General features: G+C 70.6%; 12 protein-coding genes. 7 read left to right on the top strand and 5 right to left on the bottom strand.

Annotated features, from left to right (window positions below; all coding sequences use genetic code 11):
* Window positions 1-633: 633 nt before the first annotated feature.
* From ATO4_RS21400 to ATO4_RS21380, 5 genes are all read right to left on the bottom strand, one after another.
* Window positions 634-1,782 (bottom strand): FAD-binding oxidoreductase, encoded by a 1,149-nt coding sequence (locus tag ATO4_RS21400; RefSeq protein WP_083593807.1) that lies wholly within the window; start codon window positions 1,780-1,782, stop codon window positions 634-636.
* 340 nt (window positions 1,783-2,122) lie between these two features.
* On the bottom strand, window positions 2,123-3,304 hold the full coding sequence (locus tag ATO4_RS21395) for an FAD-binding oxidoreductase (RefSeq protein ID WP_083593806.1): 1,182 nt from the start codon (window positions 3,302-3,304) through the stop codon (window positions 2,123-2,125).
* Between the two features lie 10 nt (window positions 3,305-3,314).
* Entirely contained in the window at window positions 3,315-4,934 is a 1,620-nt protein-coding gene (locus ATO4_RS21390; RefSeq protein WP_083593805.1) for an FAD-dependent oxidoreductase, read from the bottom strand.
* Window positions 4,935-6,218 (bottom strand): cystathionine gamma-synthase family protein, encoded by a 1,284-nt coding sequence (locus tag ATO4_RS21385; RefSeq protein WP_083593831.1) that lies wholly within the window; start codon window positions 6,216-6,218, stop codon window positions 4,935-4,937. It lies immediately after the preceding gene.
* Between the two features lie 20 nt (window positions 6,219-6,238).
* Window positions 6,239-7,621, bottom strand: coding sequence for an aromatic ring-hydroxylating dioxygenase subunit alpha (locus tag ATO4_RS21380; RefSeq protein WP_083593804.1), 1,383 nt, complete (start codon window positions 7,619-7,621; stop codon window positions 6,239-6,241).
* A gap of 89 nt (window positions 7,622-7,710) precedes the next feature.
* On the opposite strand from ATO4_RS21380, the gene ATO4_RS21375 reads away from it, so the two are divergent.
* The 7 genes from ATO4_RS21375 to ATO4_RS21345 all read left to right on the top strand — a co-directional run bounded on the left by ATO4_RS21375 (window position 7,711) and on the right by ATO4_RS21345 (window position 15,331).
* A complete protein-coding gene (locus ATO4_RS21375) occupies window positions 7,711-8,706 on the top strand; it encodes a LysR family transcriptional regulator (RefSeq protein WP_083593803.1) in 996 nt (331 codons plus the stop codon).
* Between the two features lie 206 nt (window positions 8,707-8,912).
* Window positions 8,913-9,620 (top strand): hemerythrin domain-containing protein, encoded by a 708-nt coding sequence (locus ATO4_RS21370; protein WP_083593802.1) that lies wholly within the window; start codon window positions 8,913-8,915, stop codon window positions 9,618-9,620.
* The gene (gene hemN / locus ATO4_RS21365; RefSeq protein WP_245308875.1) at window positions 9,617-10,990 is read left to right on the top strand and encodes an oxygen-independent coproporphyrinogen III oxidase; all 1,374 of its coding nucleotides are present in this window, start codon (window positions 9,617-9,619) and stop codon (window positions 10,988-10,990) included. Before ATO4_RS21370 ends, hemN begins: the two co-directional genes overlap by 4 nt.
* Before the next feature lie 255 nt (window positions 10,991-11,245).
* Entirely contained in the window at window positions 11,246-12,259 is a 1,014-nt protein-coding gene (locus ATO4_RS21360; protein ID WP_083593801.1) for a helix-turn-helix domain-containing protein, read from the top strand.
* On the top strand, window positions 12,256-13,578 hold the full coding sequence (locus ATO4_RS21355; protein ID WP_176223107.1) for an MFS transporter: 1,323 nt from the start codon (window positions 12,256-12,258) through the stop codon (window positions 13,576-13,578). The genes ATO4_RS21360 and ATO4_RS21355 overlap by 4 nt, the downstream gene beginning before the upstream one ends.
* Before the next feature lie 114 nt (window positions 13,579-13,692).
* On the top strand, window positions 13,693-14,622 hold the full coding sequence (locus ATO4_RS21350) for a glutamine amidotransferase family protein (RefSeq protein WP_083593800.1): 930 nt from the start codon (window positions 13,693-13,695) through the stop codon (window positions 14,620-14,622).
* Between the two features lie 28 nt (window positions 14,623-14,650).
* A complete protein-coding gene (locus ATO4_RS21345; protein ID WP_083593799.1) occupies window positions 14,651-15,331 on the top strand; it encodes a GXGXG domain-containing protein in 681 nt (226 codons plus the stop codon).
* Window positions 15,332-15,367: the final 36 nt, after the last annotated feature.

Below are 15,367 nucleotides of genomic sequence, written 5' to 3'. Positions count from 1 at the left end.
CCGGGTGACAATTCTGTGCTTCACCAAGCCGTGATGAGATTTGTCGCGATGCGGGCGCAACTAATGATTTTTGTCAACAGGTGTGAATTTTATGGATTGGCTTTCGTCCCGTCAGGAAGCTGCGAACGCCGGGGTGCAGAAACGGCAGGCGCCAGCCCCGACGCGTCGTCATTCTCGGGCCCCGTTCCGACAAGATCTAAACATCTCCTTTCGGACACGAACGAGCGGCCGCCTTTTCTCCGGTTCGACGTCGCAGATCCGGTCAAAGCATGAGAGCTTCGTCATCCCGGGCTTGACCCGGGATCCATTCCTCTGCCTTGGAACCAGTTAATCGCTCTACAAGATTCAACGACTTCGGATCGGTCTGTCGTTGCGGCGTCGATGATTTGGAATGGATCCCGGGTCAAGCCCGGGATGACGAAACTTCGATCTCCGCGACCTTCAACCGGCGCCGATGCCGCCAGCACGAACTGCCGACGAAGAACCGGACAAGATGTGTGAATGCGGTAGGGCCCCGTCCCGAGAATCCAGAGATCGTAGGGCGCGATTCGCTCAGCTGCAGAAGGCGGAAGCGGGCGATGGTGTGGTGCCGCCGCCGGCGCCAACCCGGCGGCGCGGATGTGGCGAGGCGGTTCAGCCCAGCGCCTGCGCCTCGGCGTGGCTCATCCGGCCGGCCGACAGCCGCACCGTGTCCGCGTCGGACATCTCGCCGGCGATGGCGGCCGCGACGCCGTCGCCGATCAGCGGGCCGAGCTTGAAGCCGTGGCCCGAACAGGCGCTGACCACCCAGGCCTTGTCGCCCCAGGGCTTCACCTGGAACTCCTCGCTGTGGTCGCGGGTGACGGTGTAGAAGCAGATCTTCTTCTCCAGCACCTGGTAGCGGTCGAAGTCCCGGTAGGCGAGGCGGGCAGCCTTGTTCAGCCGGGCGACGTCGGCCTCGGTGGCGACGCGGTCGCCGTCGGCGTCGCCTGACCGGGTGAAGACGTGGTCGCCGACCTTCAGCCGGGTGCCCATCTTCGGCGGCAGGGTGTAGGTGCCGCTCTCGGAGCCGAGGTCGATCAGCACCGGCACCTCGTTCCACGCCTTCACCAGCTCCGGCGGGGGCGCCAGATAGATCACCGCCTGGCGCGACGGCACGACGGCATCGGCCACCACCGGCGTCAGCTTGTTCACCCAGGCGCCGGCGGCGACGACGATCCGGTCGGCGCGGTGGGTCTGGCCATTGGCGCGGAGCGTGCCGGCTTCCGGGTCGATGTCGCTGACCCGCGCGTCTGAGTGAAAGACGACGCCCTGGTTGCCGAGCCACACCGTCAGGTCGGTGAGGATGCGGATCGGGAAGAGCATGCCGCCCTCCTCGGTCTCGACCACCCGCATCAGGCCCTTCGTCTCGATCATCGGAAACAGGTCCGGCACCTCGGCGAGGGGGATGTCGCGATAGCCCTTGCCCAGCGCCGTCAGCGAACGGGAGACCGGCTCGTACCAGTCGACGGCGTCGCGCAGGAAATAGACGACGCTGCCGGGGGCGAAGTGGCGGGCGCCGATGTCGCGGAACATCGTCTCGTAGAGCGCGAAGGCGCGCGGCATCAGATAGGCGTAGCCCTCCAGCGAGCCGTAGGCGTGGCGGGTGATCCGGTGCTCGTCATAGGAGGTGGCGCGCGGATTGGGGATCGGCCCCTGCTCGAAGACCTCGACGGAAAAACCGCGGCGCGTCAGCGCCCAGGCGGTGGACAGGCCGGCAATGCCGGCGCCGACGACGATGATCTTGCCGCGGGAGTTTGACATGGGATCGGACGCTTTCTGATGGGATACGATGAGGAGGCTGGGAGCGGACTTCAGTTGGCATGCTTCGAGGAAAGAACACGAGCGGAACGAGCGCTTCCTTCGACGCTTCGTCATCCCGGGCTTGACCCGGGACCCATTCCTCCGCGCTGAAGCTGCCTCTTCGTCTCGGACGAGACAATGCGCCAGCCACCGAGCGCTCGAGCGGTGGCGGCGATTTGGAATGGATCCGGGTCAAGCCCGGGATGACGAGGCGGAAATGGTATCTCCCAATCTGCATCGAGGATGGCCACCTTCACCGTGCCGTTCGATCCGCGTCATCCGATCGGCGTCAGCCACGCCGTCAGTTCAGCGCTGCAGACACGGCAGCTTCCGCCCCCTCCGGCGGCAGCCAGTTGAGCTCCGTCCGCCAGTCGCGGGCAAGCCCCTCGAAGCGGGAGAGGCGAAGTTTTTCGAGATCGGCGAAGCTGCATCGGCCGTCGATCACCAGATCGCGGATCGCGCGGCCGGACGCCGGCGAGAGGCCGAAGCCGACGCTCGACATGGTGGCGACGGTGACGTTGTCCGGCGCCGCCAGCCGCTCGATCACCGGGCGGCCGTCCGGGGTGTTCTCGATGACGCCGGCCCAGGAGCGGATGACCCGCGCATGGGCGGCCTTGGGCAAAAGCTCGGCGACGCGCCTGGCGATGTTGCGGGTGACCGAGCCGGAGGGCTTCGGCGGCGTCTCCTCGAGCCCGACCTCGCCGAACCATTCGTGCGGGCCGCCGCCATAGGCGAGGTTGCCGCGCAGGGTCTGGCGGCCGTAGAGGCCGTTGCCGTCGACCCCGGTGATCGGCATCATCTCGAGGGGCTCGGTGACGATCATCTCGGCCCGCGCCGCCGCCATCGGCAGGTCGTGGCCGAGCATGGCGACGAGCCGGCCCGTCTGCGGCCCGGCGGCGATCACCAGCGCGTCGCAACCGATGATCCCGCTGGCGGTCTCGACGCCGGTCACCCGGCCGCCGGCGGTCTCAAAGCCGCGCACCGGCGTGTGCTGCAGGATCTTCGCGCCATGGTCCTGGGCCGCCCAGGCATAGGCCTGGGAGGTCCGCTGGGGATTGGCGTGGCCGCCGAAATGGAAGTGGACGCCGGAGACGACGTTGTCGCCGGCGAGCGGCACCAGCTCGCGCACCTGCCGCGGATCGAGCACGTCCCAGGCGTAGCCAGACGGCAGGCGCAGGCCAAGACCCTCGTGAAAACGCTCCTTGCGCGGATCGACCTGGAAGACGATGCGGCCGCGCTGGTACTCGGTCGGATAGCCGAGCAGCTCGTCCATCTGCGGCCACAGGCGCTGCTCCTCGTGGAACAGCGGGCTCTGGTAATGGGTGCAGCCGCCGCCGTTGCGGCCCGAGGCCTCGAAGCCGACGATGCCCTTCTCGACGACGGTGACGGCAACGCCGGAGCGGGCCAGCCACCAGGCGGCGGAAAGCCCCGTGACGCCGCCGCCGACGACGACGACCGACGTGCCCGTGCCAATCTCGCTCATCGCCGTCTCCTCAATAGGGCATGCCGGCGCGAAGCTGCTCGGCCTCGCGCTCCGTGCCGATGTCCTCGTAGCCGATCCACTGGGTGGCGATGCCGAACCAGACGTTCCAGCCGGCATCCATGTCGGCGCCCTCCTGCCAGTCGGCGAGGACCGAGAGGGGAAGCGGGCGGACCGGCGCCCGGTAGCCGGCGAGCGGCACCGTCTCCGGCGCGACATTCGCGCCGAGCGCCATCATCAGCGCCACCTGCTCGCGGCAGCGCCGCGCCTGGCACGGGCCCATGCAGGCTCGGGTCAGCCGCTTGATCTGGTCCTGGTTGACCGGGCCGTCCTCGGCGAGGGTGGCGAGGTCGCGCCGGGCGAGGGTGTTGGAGCGCCAGCCGAGATAGCGCGGCGGCCTGACGCCGAGGACTTCGCCGCGGGTGACGTCCTCGCAGAGGCAGGCGAGAACGTCGGGGCCGCCGGTGGCGAGCATCGCCCGCGCCCATTCGAGCTGATAGGCGAGGCCGCCGGCGGCGCCCGCAGGTTCGGCGGGATCATGGGGCGCCGGCGCCTCGCCCGGAGCTTCGACCGGAGCCTCGGAAGAGCGGCCGAGGGAGGCGAGCACAGCCGCCGCCGCCCGGCGGCCGGAGGCTTGCGCATCGCCGCCGAGACCGGCGCAGTCGCCGGCGACGAAGACTTCGGCCAGCGATGTCGCGCCGCCTTCCGCGACGACCGGGACGTGGCCGCCGCGCTCCGGCGCCATCAGGCGCTTCGCACCCAGAACGTCGAGCAGCTCGATCACCGGCACCGTGGCGAGCGCCATCACCACCGTGTCGCAGGCGATCTCGCGGCGACGATCGGCATCGTCGCGATGGGCGACGACGAGGCGCCGCACGCCCTCGGCATCGCCGTGGGCGGCAAGGGGCACGTGACCGGTGACGATCTCGACGCCGCGGGCCGCGAGGCGGGCGACGGCATCGGCCGGGCCCTGGGGCGCATCGCGCAGCTCGATCAGGGCGGCGACCTCGAGGCCGCGCTCCAGCGCCTTTTCCGCCGTGCGGGTCGCGAGCTCGCCCGAGCCGACGATCACCAGCCGGCGGCCGGCAAAGGCGTCGTAGCGGGTCAGCAGCGTGTCGAAGCCCTGGGCGCCCATGACGCCGGGCTGATCGGAGCCCTGGAAGGTGACATTCAGATCCCGCGCCCCGGCGGCGACGATCAGCCGGTCGAAGCCTGCGAACCAGCTCTTCGTCTCGTCGGCGAGACCGGCGATGCCGCCGGCGAGCGCCAGCCCCGGCGCCTTCACCCAGGCGCCCCAGACATTGGTCGACAGCCGCACGTCGACCCCGAGTTCGAAGGCCTCGGCGAGGGCCGGCGAGGTTTCCAGCACCCGCTCGACCAGCCGCTCCGGCGTCTGCACGGCGTTGGTGGCGCGGCCGCCGAAATGCAGCGGCACGTCCATGCCGACGAGGCCGGCGGAGACCGGGTTCTCGTCGACCAGCATCACCGAGACGCCGGCCTTCGCCGCCGCGATCGCCGCGGCGGTGCCGGCCGCTCCGGCGCCGACGACCAGAAGCTCGACATGCTCCGCGGCGGCGACCGGCTTGCCCCGGAGGGAGAAGCGATCTTGCGGCGGCAGGGTGAGAGGGCTCATCTAGGATCCTGCACTGGTCTGGGATTTTGCGCCCGTCCCGACGGCGGCGAGGGCCTGGGCGAGGTCGGCGATCAGATCGCCAGGATGCTCGATCCCGACGGAGATGCGCAAGGTGGAATCGTCGACGCCGACCTCCCGCCGGATCTCCGGCGGCACCAGATAGTGGGTCGTCGTGGCGGAATGGCAGATCAGGCTTTCGGTGCCGCCGAGGCTGACCGCCATGCGGAACACCTTCAGCCGGTCGAGCATGGCGAAGGCCTCGGCCTCGCCGCCGCGGATCCGGAACGAAAAGGTCGAGCCGGCGCCGGCACATTGCCGGTCGTAGACGGCTTTTGCCGGCGAGCCGTCCGCGAGGAAGCCCAGATAGGTGACGCCGGCGACCATCGGGTGGTCGCGCAGGAAGGCGGCGATCGCCGCGGCATTGGCGTTGGCCCGGCCGTTGCGCAGCGGAAATGTCTCCAGCGAGCGCAGGAGCAGCCAGGAGGTGAACGGATCCATGTGGGTGCCGAGCAGCGTGCGCAGCATCCGCACCGGGCCGACCCGTTCGAGCGAGCCGGTGAGGCAGCCGCCGAGAAGGTCGGAATGGCCGCCTGCATATTTGGTGAGGGACGTGATGCAGAGATCGGCGCCGTGCTCCAGCGGCTTCTGCAGGAGCGAGCCGAGGAAGGTGTTGTCGACCGAGACGACGGGCCGCCGGCCCTGGCGCTCCGCCAGCTCGCCGGCAAAGGCCGCGATCATCGCGATGTCGGCGATGCCGGCCGTCGGATTGGCCGGCGATTCGACGTGGATGACGCCGACGGGGCCGTGGGCCAGCGCCGTCTCGGCGGCCGCCGCGACGCTCTCGCGGCTGAGGCCGTCGGCGATCGCCACCGGCCGGATGCCGAGCCCGGCGAGCGGGCCGTGGAGGAGACCGTGGGTGCCGCCATAGAGCGGCGCCGTGTGGAGGACGCTGTCGCCGGGCTTCAGATGGGCGAACATCGTCGCCGAGATCGCCGCCATGCCGGAGGCGAAGGCGGCGGCATCCTCGGCGCCGTCGAGGACGGCGAGGCGCTTCTGCAGGAGCGACAGCCCCGGATGGTCGAGTCTGGCATAGATGTAGGGCGCGTCGCGCTCCGGCGACGGCCCGTCGAAATAGGCCCGGTGGACGTCCTTGGCAGCCTCAGCCGAGGGATAGGCGAAGGTCGAGGAGAGGACGATGGGCGGCTTCACCGCGCCATAGGCGTCCTCGGGGTCGTAGCCGAAGCCGACCGCCAGCGTGTCGGGATGCAGGCCTTCCGGTTCCATGTCCGGCCGCTTGCCGCCGCTCACGAGGCGTCCGGCCACTGTTCGGCCGCGGCAGCCGCCGCGGCCTCGCCGGCGAAGGCCAGCGCCATTCCCATGCCCGTCGGCGCTGCCGCGAACGGCGCTTCCACGGCGGCCGGCACCGGATGGACCGCCTGCGGCCGCCGGTCGATGCCAGTGCCGGTCCCAGTCCCGCTACGGGCCGCGATGAACGCCTCGGCCTGGTCACAGTACCAGTCGACGAAGCGGATGACGTAGGATTCGCTGTCCTCGCAATAGGGCCCCGGCGCATAGCCGAGCGAGTTGACGCCGCGCTGGTTCAATTCGACGAGGTCGCGGTCCTGCTGGTTGGTGATGTTCCACAGCGCCGTCAGCCGCTCGACGTCGTAGTCGACGCCCTCGACGGCGTCCTGGTGGACCAGCCACTTGCAGGTGACGACCGTTTCGCCGGTGGCGGTGGGCATGGCGCTGAAATAGACGGTGGTGTCGGAGGTCGAATGGCAGAACGAGTGCGGCTCGATGGCCCAGCGCAGCGAGCCGACATCGGCATTGTCGCCGTCGATCATCAGCTTTGTCACCGCCGGCCGGCCGTCCATGGTGAGCGACACCTGGCCCTCCTTCAGCGGAAACCGCTCGACCTGCCACCAGGGGCCGAGGAACGGCCCCTTGGCAAGGCCCGCCGCAGCGAGGCGCGCATCGAAGGCGGCGTGGCGCGGATCGCCCTCCTTGGCGAACTGACCGCCCTTCGCCTCGTTGATCGGGAAGGTCAAAGCGAGTTCGGGATGGCCGACGGCGCAGTGGTAGCACTCGCGGGCATTCTCCATGACCAGCTTCCAGTTGCCCTTCTCGACCAGCGTGTTCTGGTGGGCGAGCTTGGCCTCGTTCAGCCGGTGGGGCGCGAGCAGCGGCTCGAGTTCGGCGCGGAAGCGCTCGAAGGCCGGCGGCGTCTCGGCCAGCGAGACGAAGAGCGCGCCGGCCACCTCCTCCACATGGATCGGCCTGAGGCCATGGTCGTCGGACCGGAAGCTCGGCTGCATGCTCTGGGCGTGGACGAGCCTGCCGTCGAGGCCGTAGACCCACTGGTGATAGGGGCAGGTCAGGCGCGCCTTGCCGCCGGGCCCGTCCGGGCAGACCTGGGCGCCGCGATGGCGGCAGGAGTTGAAGAAGGCCCGGAAGGCGCCGTCGCGATCGCGGGTGATCACCACCGGCGAGCGGCCGATCGTCAAGGCGAGATAGCCGCGCGGCCGGGGGATCTCGCAGGCAAAGCCCGCCAGGATCCAGGACTGTCCGAAGATCGCCTCGAGATCGAATTCGAAGGCCTCGGGGCTGTTGTAGAGCAGCTGGGGCAGCGAATGGCCGGGCTTGCGCTCGGCGAGGGCTGCCGCAATCATGGACAAGTCGCGCATGCTGTCTCCTTTGTGAGCACCAGCTTGGCAGCGGCCGCAATTGCGGGCAAATATCGTTTTTGCATCGCCCTATCGAATTGAGGCAAACCATGCCGGTGCGTGCGTCGGAGCCGGTCGATCCTTCCCGCGACAGACAGAAGGTCCAGCCCGCCGAAGCCTCGGAGGGGGCGCGGCTCTGGCTGCCGCTGAATGCCCTGCGCGCCTTCGAGGCGGTGGCCGAGCGGCTGAGCTTCACCGGGGCGGCGGCGGCGCTGCACATCTCCCAGAGCGCGCTCAGCCGGCATGTCGGCCGGCTGGAGGACCTGCTCGGCTGCAAGCTCCTGGAGCGGCGGCCCCAGGGGCTGGCGCTGACGGCGGCGGGGGCGGCGCTGCTGCCGGTGGTGACGAAGTCCTTCGACGGGCTGGAGACGACCATGCAGGCCCTGCGCCGCAAGGCCGGCACGACCCAGCGCATGCTGCGCGTCCACATGCCGCCGACCTTCCTGCAGGTGGTCGGCATGGCGGTGCTGCGGGATTTCCGGCTGGCCTATCCGGACGTCTCGATCGATCTCTTCAGCTCCAACGGCGTCGGCCTGCCACGGGCGCCCTCCGACATCGCCGTCGTCTTCGACCGGCCGCGGCTCGACGACGCGGTGCGCGACCCGCTCTGGTCGATCCGCCAGACCCCGGCCTGCGCCCCGGACATCGCCGAGCGCTGCCGGGGCATGGACCTTGCGACCTTCCTGCGCTCCAACGAGCTCCTGCATACGCGCCTCGAAGGCGAGCCCTTCGGCGTGTTGTGGTCGGCCTTCGCCCGGCATTTCGACCTCGACATCCCCGCCGAGCGCGGCATGGCGCTGGATTCCGAGGCGCTGACGGTGGACTGGGCGATGGCCGGCAACGGAGTGATCCTCGTCGATCCGGACATGTTCGCCCGGCAGATCGCCGACGGCCGGCTGTCGACGCCCTTCGAGGCGACCTGCGACAGCGGCTTCGGCTACTATCTCACGGTCCATCCGGACGACATGGCCGACCCCGCCATCGCGCTGTTCCGCTCCTTCGTGATCCAGCGCTTCGCCCGCGTCCACGAGGGAACGCCGGCCTGACGAGCGGGGCGGCGCCGCGCCGGCGGTGCGGCATGGCTTGAAGGACCCGCCTGCCCTCGCCGGGCACCACCGGCTCCCTGTTCCGGCGCCCGCACACGCTCTTGCGGCGATGCGCCTGGCCCGATGCGAGTTGACCTGGATCAAGGCGACGGGTCGCGGAATGGGCGACAAGGACGGTGAGGAAGCATCGCCATCGGAGCCCTGCCATGACGTTCCAGCCCGGGTCCCCGTCGCCAGCCGAAGCAGCGCCGCAACCTGAAACGGAGGCGGAGGCGGGCGCGGCGGTCATCGTCCTGCGCCCTGAAACTTCGCCGCCGGTGCCGCCCCGAACGACGAGCGAGACGACCCGCGAGCCCCGGCAGAGCGGCGTCGCCGGCGAGCTCCTGCGCCAGCTGGAGGTCCAGCGCCGGCTCTGCACCGCGCTGGAGGCCATCGCCGACGCGCTGCCGGACAATCTCGACACCCAGCACACGCTGCACGTGGCGCGGCTCATCGGGCCGACCATCCGGCGCGCCCACGCCTTCGAGGAACAGACGGTCTTCCCGCTGCTCAAGGCGCATTTCGCGGCCCGGCCGGAGCTGACGACGACACTGGAACGGCTGCATTTCGAGCATTGGGAGGACGAGAGCTTCGCCGAGGAGCTGGCCGAGAAGCTCGTCGACGCGGTCATGCGGGTCGCCACGCGGCGGCGGGACGCGAGGCCGAAGGCGAGGCCAGCCGCGCGGTTTGCCGCCATCGGGCCGGCTCATGCGCCCAGCGCCGACGGCTCGCGGGCCCAGTCGGATCCGCTGGCCGAGGCGCTCGGCTACATGCTGCGCGGCTTCTTCGAGGGACTGCGCCGGCACATCGCCTTCGAGGAGGAGCATCTGGTTCCGCTGCTGGCCACGGCTGGCCAAGGCCGGGTGACGCCGTGAGCGCGCCGGTCGCCGCGATCGATCACCGCGCCGTCCTCGCCCGGCATGGCACCGAGGTTCCCCGCTACACCAGCTATCCGACGGCACCGCATTTTGCCGCGGGCGCCGGTCCGGCGCTGTGGGCCGAACTCTGCGCCGGCCTCGATCCGCAGACGCCGGTCTCGGTCTATCTGCACATTCCCTTCTGCGACCGGCTGTGCTGGTTCTGCGGCTGCCACACCAAGCAGACGCGCCGCTACGACCCCGTCGAAGCCTATGTCGGATCCCTCGTCCAGGAGATCGCGGCCTTCCGCGCGCGCCTCGGCTTCTCGCCGAGGCTCGGCGCCCTGCATCTCGGCGGCGGCTCGCCGAGCTTCCTAGCCGCCGGCGACATGGCCCGGCTGTCGGAGGCGCTGCACGGGGCGTTCCGGTTCACGCCCGATGCCGAGATCAGCGTCGAGATCGATCCGTCCGACGTCACGCCGCAGGCGCTCGCCGGCCTGCGGGCCCTCGAACTGACGCGGGCCTCGATCGGCGTCCAGGACTTCAGCCCCGAGGTCCAGGCGGCGATCAACCGGCCCCAGAGCTTCGAAGAGACGCGCGACGTGATCGACGAATTGCGGGCGTCCGGCTGTGTCACCATCAATGTCGACGTCCTCTACGGCCTGCCGCTGCAGACGCCGGAGCGGCTCGACGCGACGGTGGAGAAGGTGGTCGACCTTCAGCCCGAGCGGATCGCGCTGTTCGGCTATGCCCATGTCCCGCACGTGAAGAAGCACCAGACGATGATCCGCGACGAGGATCTGCCGGGCCCCGCGGCGCGGCTCTCCGATGCGGCACGGGCCGCGCGGAGCCTGACTGGGGCCGGGTTCGAGCCGGTGGGCATCGACCATTTCGCAAGGCACGGAGACCGCCTCGCCAGGGCGGCGCGGGCGGGCACGCTGCGGCGCAACTTCCAGGGCTATACGGCCGACCCGCATGGGACGCTGATCGGCTTCGGCGCCTCGGCGATCAGCCGGTTTCCCGGCGGCCACGTCCAGAACATCGTGCCGACCGGCCTCTACCGCGAGGCGGTCGCCTCCGGCCGGCCCGCCGCCCTCCGCGGCTACCGGCTGACCCCGGACGACGCGATCCGCGGCCACATGATCGAGCGGCTGATGTGCGACTTCGCCATCGACCTCGATGCCCTCGCCAGCCGGTTCGGAAAGGCCGCAGAGCCGCATGTGCGGCAGGCGCTGCGTCTGGCGGCGAGCGACGCGGACGGGCTGGCGCGGGTTTCCGGCCGCCGCTTCTTCGTCCCGCCGGAAGCCCGGCCGCTCACCCGCATCGTCGCCTCCTGGTTCGACGCCCATCTGGAGGCCGGCACGGCGCGCTATTCGAACGCGGTCTGACGGAACCGGCCACGCAGCGGCGGCGAGGGGGCGAAGCGGCAAGGGGGGAGACGCAGGCGCGACCCGCCGGCTGCGCTCCCGCAGCAGCGCCCATTTGCCGCACTGACGCGTATTCGCTGCCGCAACACAGCGGCACCACCGTTTAGACATTGCCTGCAAAGCATTCGATATCATAGACATGACCCTGGTGGCGCGTTGCCGTCTGGGGGCGAGTTCTTGTCGACAGGACGTGGTTTCTTAGCGGCAGAGCGGCCCGTGGTGCAGTTTTCCACCGAGACGATGCGGCCGGCCGACCGGTTCGAGGCCTATCGCAGCCTCTATGCCGGCGGCACCGACGCCATCCGCCTCGGCTCGCAGTTTTCCGCCCGGCTGGAGGCGCGGCCGCTGGGCGAGATCGTCGCCTTCGAGCGCTGGCTCGACCATGTCGGCCACGACCGGACGATGCGGCGGATCCGCCAGGACGGCTTCGAGCATTTCGTCATGCAGCTCAACCTGTCCGGACGGCTCGTCGCCCATACGGGCGACGGCGCGGCCGAGGTGCGGCCGGGCGAGATCATCCTCCTCGACACCCGCCGCCCCTACCGCACGGAATGCGACCGGTCGCACATCCTGACCTTCTCGATCGCCAGATACGTCGTCGAACGTGCCTTCTTCGGCCCGGAGGAACTGCACGGCCGCATCCTGTCGCCGCCCGGCTCGGCGCTGCTCGCCGACTTCATGATCTCCCTCAACCGGCATGCCCGGACCCTCTCCGACGACGCGCTGACCAGCATGATGACCGTCTTCACCGAACTCCTCGCCATCGCCCTGCGGCCGGGCGAGGCGGGCGGGAGTTCCACGGCGGCGGCGGGCGCCAAGCTGGAGGCCGCCCGGCGGGTGATCGAGGCGGAACTGCCGCGGCGCGATCTCGGGCCGGACCTGATCGCCATGCGCATCGGCGTGTCGCGCTCGCGGCTCTACGAGCTGTTCAAGCCCCTCGGCGGCGTCGCCAGCTACGTGCAGCTGCGGCGCGCCCACCGGTTCCGGGCGCTGCTCAGCCAGCCGCGCGATCTCAGGAGCATCGCCGAACTCGCCTTCGCCTGCGGCTTTGCCAGCGAGAGCCACGCCAGCCGCAGCTTCCGCGCCACCTTCGCCGTGCCGCCGGGGCAGTTCCGGCGGCGGCAGCTGGAGGTTCCGCACGAGGCCGGCCGGATCGCGGCGAACGGTCCCGGCGGATTCGACCGCTGGGTCTCGTCCCTGACGATGCTGCAGCCCGCCCCCTGCCCGTGATCGCGGCCCGCAAGGCGCAAGTTGAAAACACGGCGGTTGTCCCGGGCGCCTGGAGTCTCGCCCTGGCGCTCGCCCTCGTCCATCTCGTCGCTGCGATCGACCGCCATCTGCTCGCTCTGGTGCTGGTGCCGATCCAGGCCGAACTCGGCCTCGGCGACACGCAGCTCGGCTTTCTCCACGGCACCGCCTATGTCCTCCTCTATGCCGGGGCGGTGATTCCGGCGGGAGCGCTCGCCGACCGCTTCGACCGCCGCAGGATCGTGATGGTGGCGCTGGCCGTCTGGTCGCTCGGCACCCTCGCCTGCGCCCTCGCGACGTCCTTCCCGGCGCTGGTCGGCGGGCGGATGATCGTCGGCCTCGGCCAGGCGGCGCTGGTTCCGGCCGCCGCCAGCCTGATCGCCGACGGCTTCGGGCCGGGCGGGATGGGCCGGCCGATCGCCGTCTTCACCTCCGCCGCGACGCTCGGCCGGGGGATGGCGCTTCTCGCCGGCGGGCTTCTCCTCGGCCTCATCGGCGACGGCCTCTTCTCCGCCGTCCCGCTTCAGCCCTGGCGCATCGTGTTCCTCATGTCCCTCGGCCTCAACGTCGCGGCCTTCGCGTGGTTCTGCACCGTCGTCGAGCCGGCGCGAACGCTGCGAAGGGCCGGCCCGCCGCCTCTCCGGACCACGCTGGCGGACCGCTGGCGGCTGTATCTCGCCTATTTCGGCTGCGCCGCCGCGACGATCCTTCTGGTCCAGGTGGTCGCCGCCTGGGCGCCGACGCTGCTGGTGCGCGGCTTCGACCTGACGCCGGCGGGCAGCGGGCTGATCTTCGGGCCGATCGTCATCGTCTTCGGCCCGGCCGGCAACGTCGCGGGCGGCTGGCTGATCGACCGGCTGGCACGGCGCGGCGACGCCGGCGCGCCGGCGCTGGTCGTGGCGCTCGCCCTCGTCGCGGCGATGATCGCCGGGGCGACCGCGTGCCTTGCCGAAGATCTCGGCGTGGCGATCGCGGCGCTCGCGGCGACCACCTTCGCGCTGGGTGGGGCGACGCCCGTCGGCCTCGTCGCCGTCCAGCGGCTGACGCCCGCGTCCCTGCGCGGGCGCATGACCGGCGGCTTCATTCTCGGCGTGACGCTGATCTCGCTGGGGATCGGCCCGGTGATGGTCGGCTGGCTCAGCGAGACGATCTTCACCGGCAGGACCGGCCTTGCCCATGCCCTTCTCGCCACCCTCTGCGTCGTCTCGGCCCTCGGCGCGGCGGCGGCCGTCGTCGCCCGGAGCCTCGAGACCGGCGACGCGGCGGCGGCGGCCGCGCCGGGTGTCCCGCGGCCCGGCTGAGGGCGCCCGGAATGACGGCTGAGGGTGCCTCGCAAGAAAATTTGTTTCTTCTCAGTTGATCGACTGCCGGGCCTCTGCCATAGTTCGGCGATGTCAACCGGCGGGAGATCTTGCATGTGCGGAATCGTCGGCCTGTTCCTGAAGGATCCCGCGCTGGAGGACCGGCTCGGCGACCTCCTCTCCGACATGCTCGTCACCATGACCGACCGCGGGCCGGACTCGGCCGGCATCGCCCTCTATGGCGACGCCGTCGCCGGCCGCTCCAAGGTGACGGTCCAGGCCGCGGATCCCGCCGGTGCCTTCGCCTCTCTGGAAACCCTCGCCCGAGAGGTCGGCGGCGAGAGCGCCACTCTTACGATCAAGGACACCCACGCCGTCGTCGGCCTTCCCGGCGACCGGGTGGACGCCCTTCGGCAGGCATTGGCCGATGCGCCCGAGGGCTTCCGCGTCATGAGCGCCGGCGAGACGATCGAGATCTACAAGGAGACCGGCCTGCCGCGGGACGTGGTGGCGCGCTTCGGCATTCGCGACATGCGCGGCACCCACGGCATCGGCCACACCCGGATGGCGACGGAATCGGCGGTGACGACGCTCGGCGCCCATCCGTTCTCCACCGGCGACGACCAGTGCCTCGTCCACAACGGCTCGCTCTCCAACCACAACAACCTGCGCCGCGCGCTCGCCCGGCGGGGCATCGGCTTTGCGACCGAGAACGACACGGAAGTCGCCGCCGCCTATCTGACCGCCCGGATGGCCAAGGGCCGCGATCTCGGCGGCGCGCTGACCGACGCCCTGGGCGACCTCGACGGCTTCTTCACCTTCGTCGTCGGCACCAGGACCGGCTTCGGCGTCCTGCGCGATCCGATCGCCTGCAAGCCCGCCATCATGGCCGAGACCAACCGCTACGTCGCCTTCGGCTCGGAATACCGCGCCCTCGTCGGGCTGCCGGGGATCGAGGCGGCCCGGATCTGGGAGCCCGAGCCGGCCGCCGTCTATTTCTGGGACCGCGACGGGCCGCCCGGCGACGCGATGCTCGCCGCCTGACCCGCCCGACCGAGGATCCTTGCAGCCCATGCCCGCCTTCGACCTCGCCACCACGCCGATCCGCGAGCTGAACCAGGCGCTTCACGCCCTTTTGCCCGGCACCAACGACCGCGCCTTCGAGGTGCGCAATCCGCGCGGCAGCCATGCGGTCGCGGTCGGCTGCGCGGCGCCGGTCGCCATCGCCGTCCATGGCCCGGTCGGCTACTACTGCGGCGGCATGAACGCCGAGGCGGCGATCACCATCCACGGCTCGGCCGGCCCGGGCGTCGCCGAGAACATGATGTCGGGCACGGTGATCGTCGAAGGCGACGCCTCGCAATATGCCGGCGCCACCGGCCGCGGCGGCCTGCTGGTCATCCGGGGCAACGCCGCCTCGCGCTGCGGCATCTCGATGAAGGGCATCGACATCGTCGTCGGCGGCCATGTCGGGCACATGTCGGCCTTCATGGGCCAGTCCGGCCATCTCGTCGTCTGCGGGGATGCCGGCGAGGCGCTGGGCGACAGCCTCTACGAGGCGAAGCTCTTCGTGCGCGGCAGGGTGAAGAGTCTGGGCGCCGACTGCATCGAGAAGGAGATGCGGGGCGAGCATCTCGAGACGCTGGAGCGCCTGCTCGCAGCGGCCGGCATGGGCGGCGTGAAGCCCTCGGAGTTCCGCCGCTACGGTTCGGCCCGCAAGCTCTACAACTTCGACATCGACAATGCCTACTGAGGCCGGGCCCATGCCTACCGAGGCGAGGCCGGCGCC

Origin of the sequence: Aurantimonas sp. 22II-16-19i (assembly GCF_002088275.1) — a bacterium.
In the GTDB taxonomy this organism is placed as follows: Bacteria; Pseudomonadota; Alphaproteobacteria; order Rhizobiales; family Rhizobiaceae; genus Jiella.
Note: the sequence above shows the minus strand (reverse complement) of the source record. Positions and strands in the feature narration are given on the sequence as shown.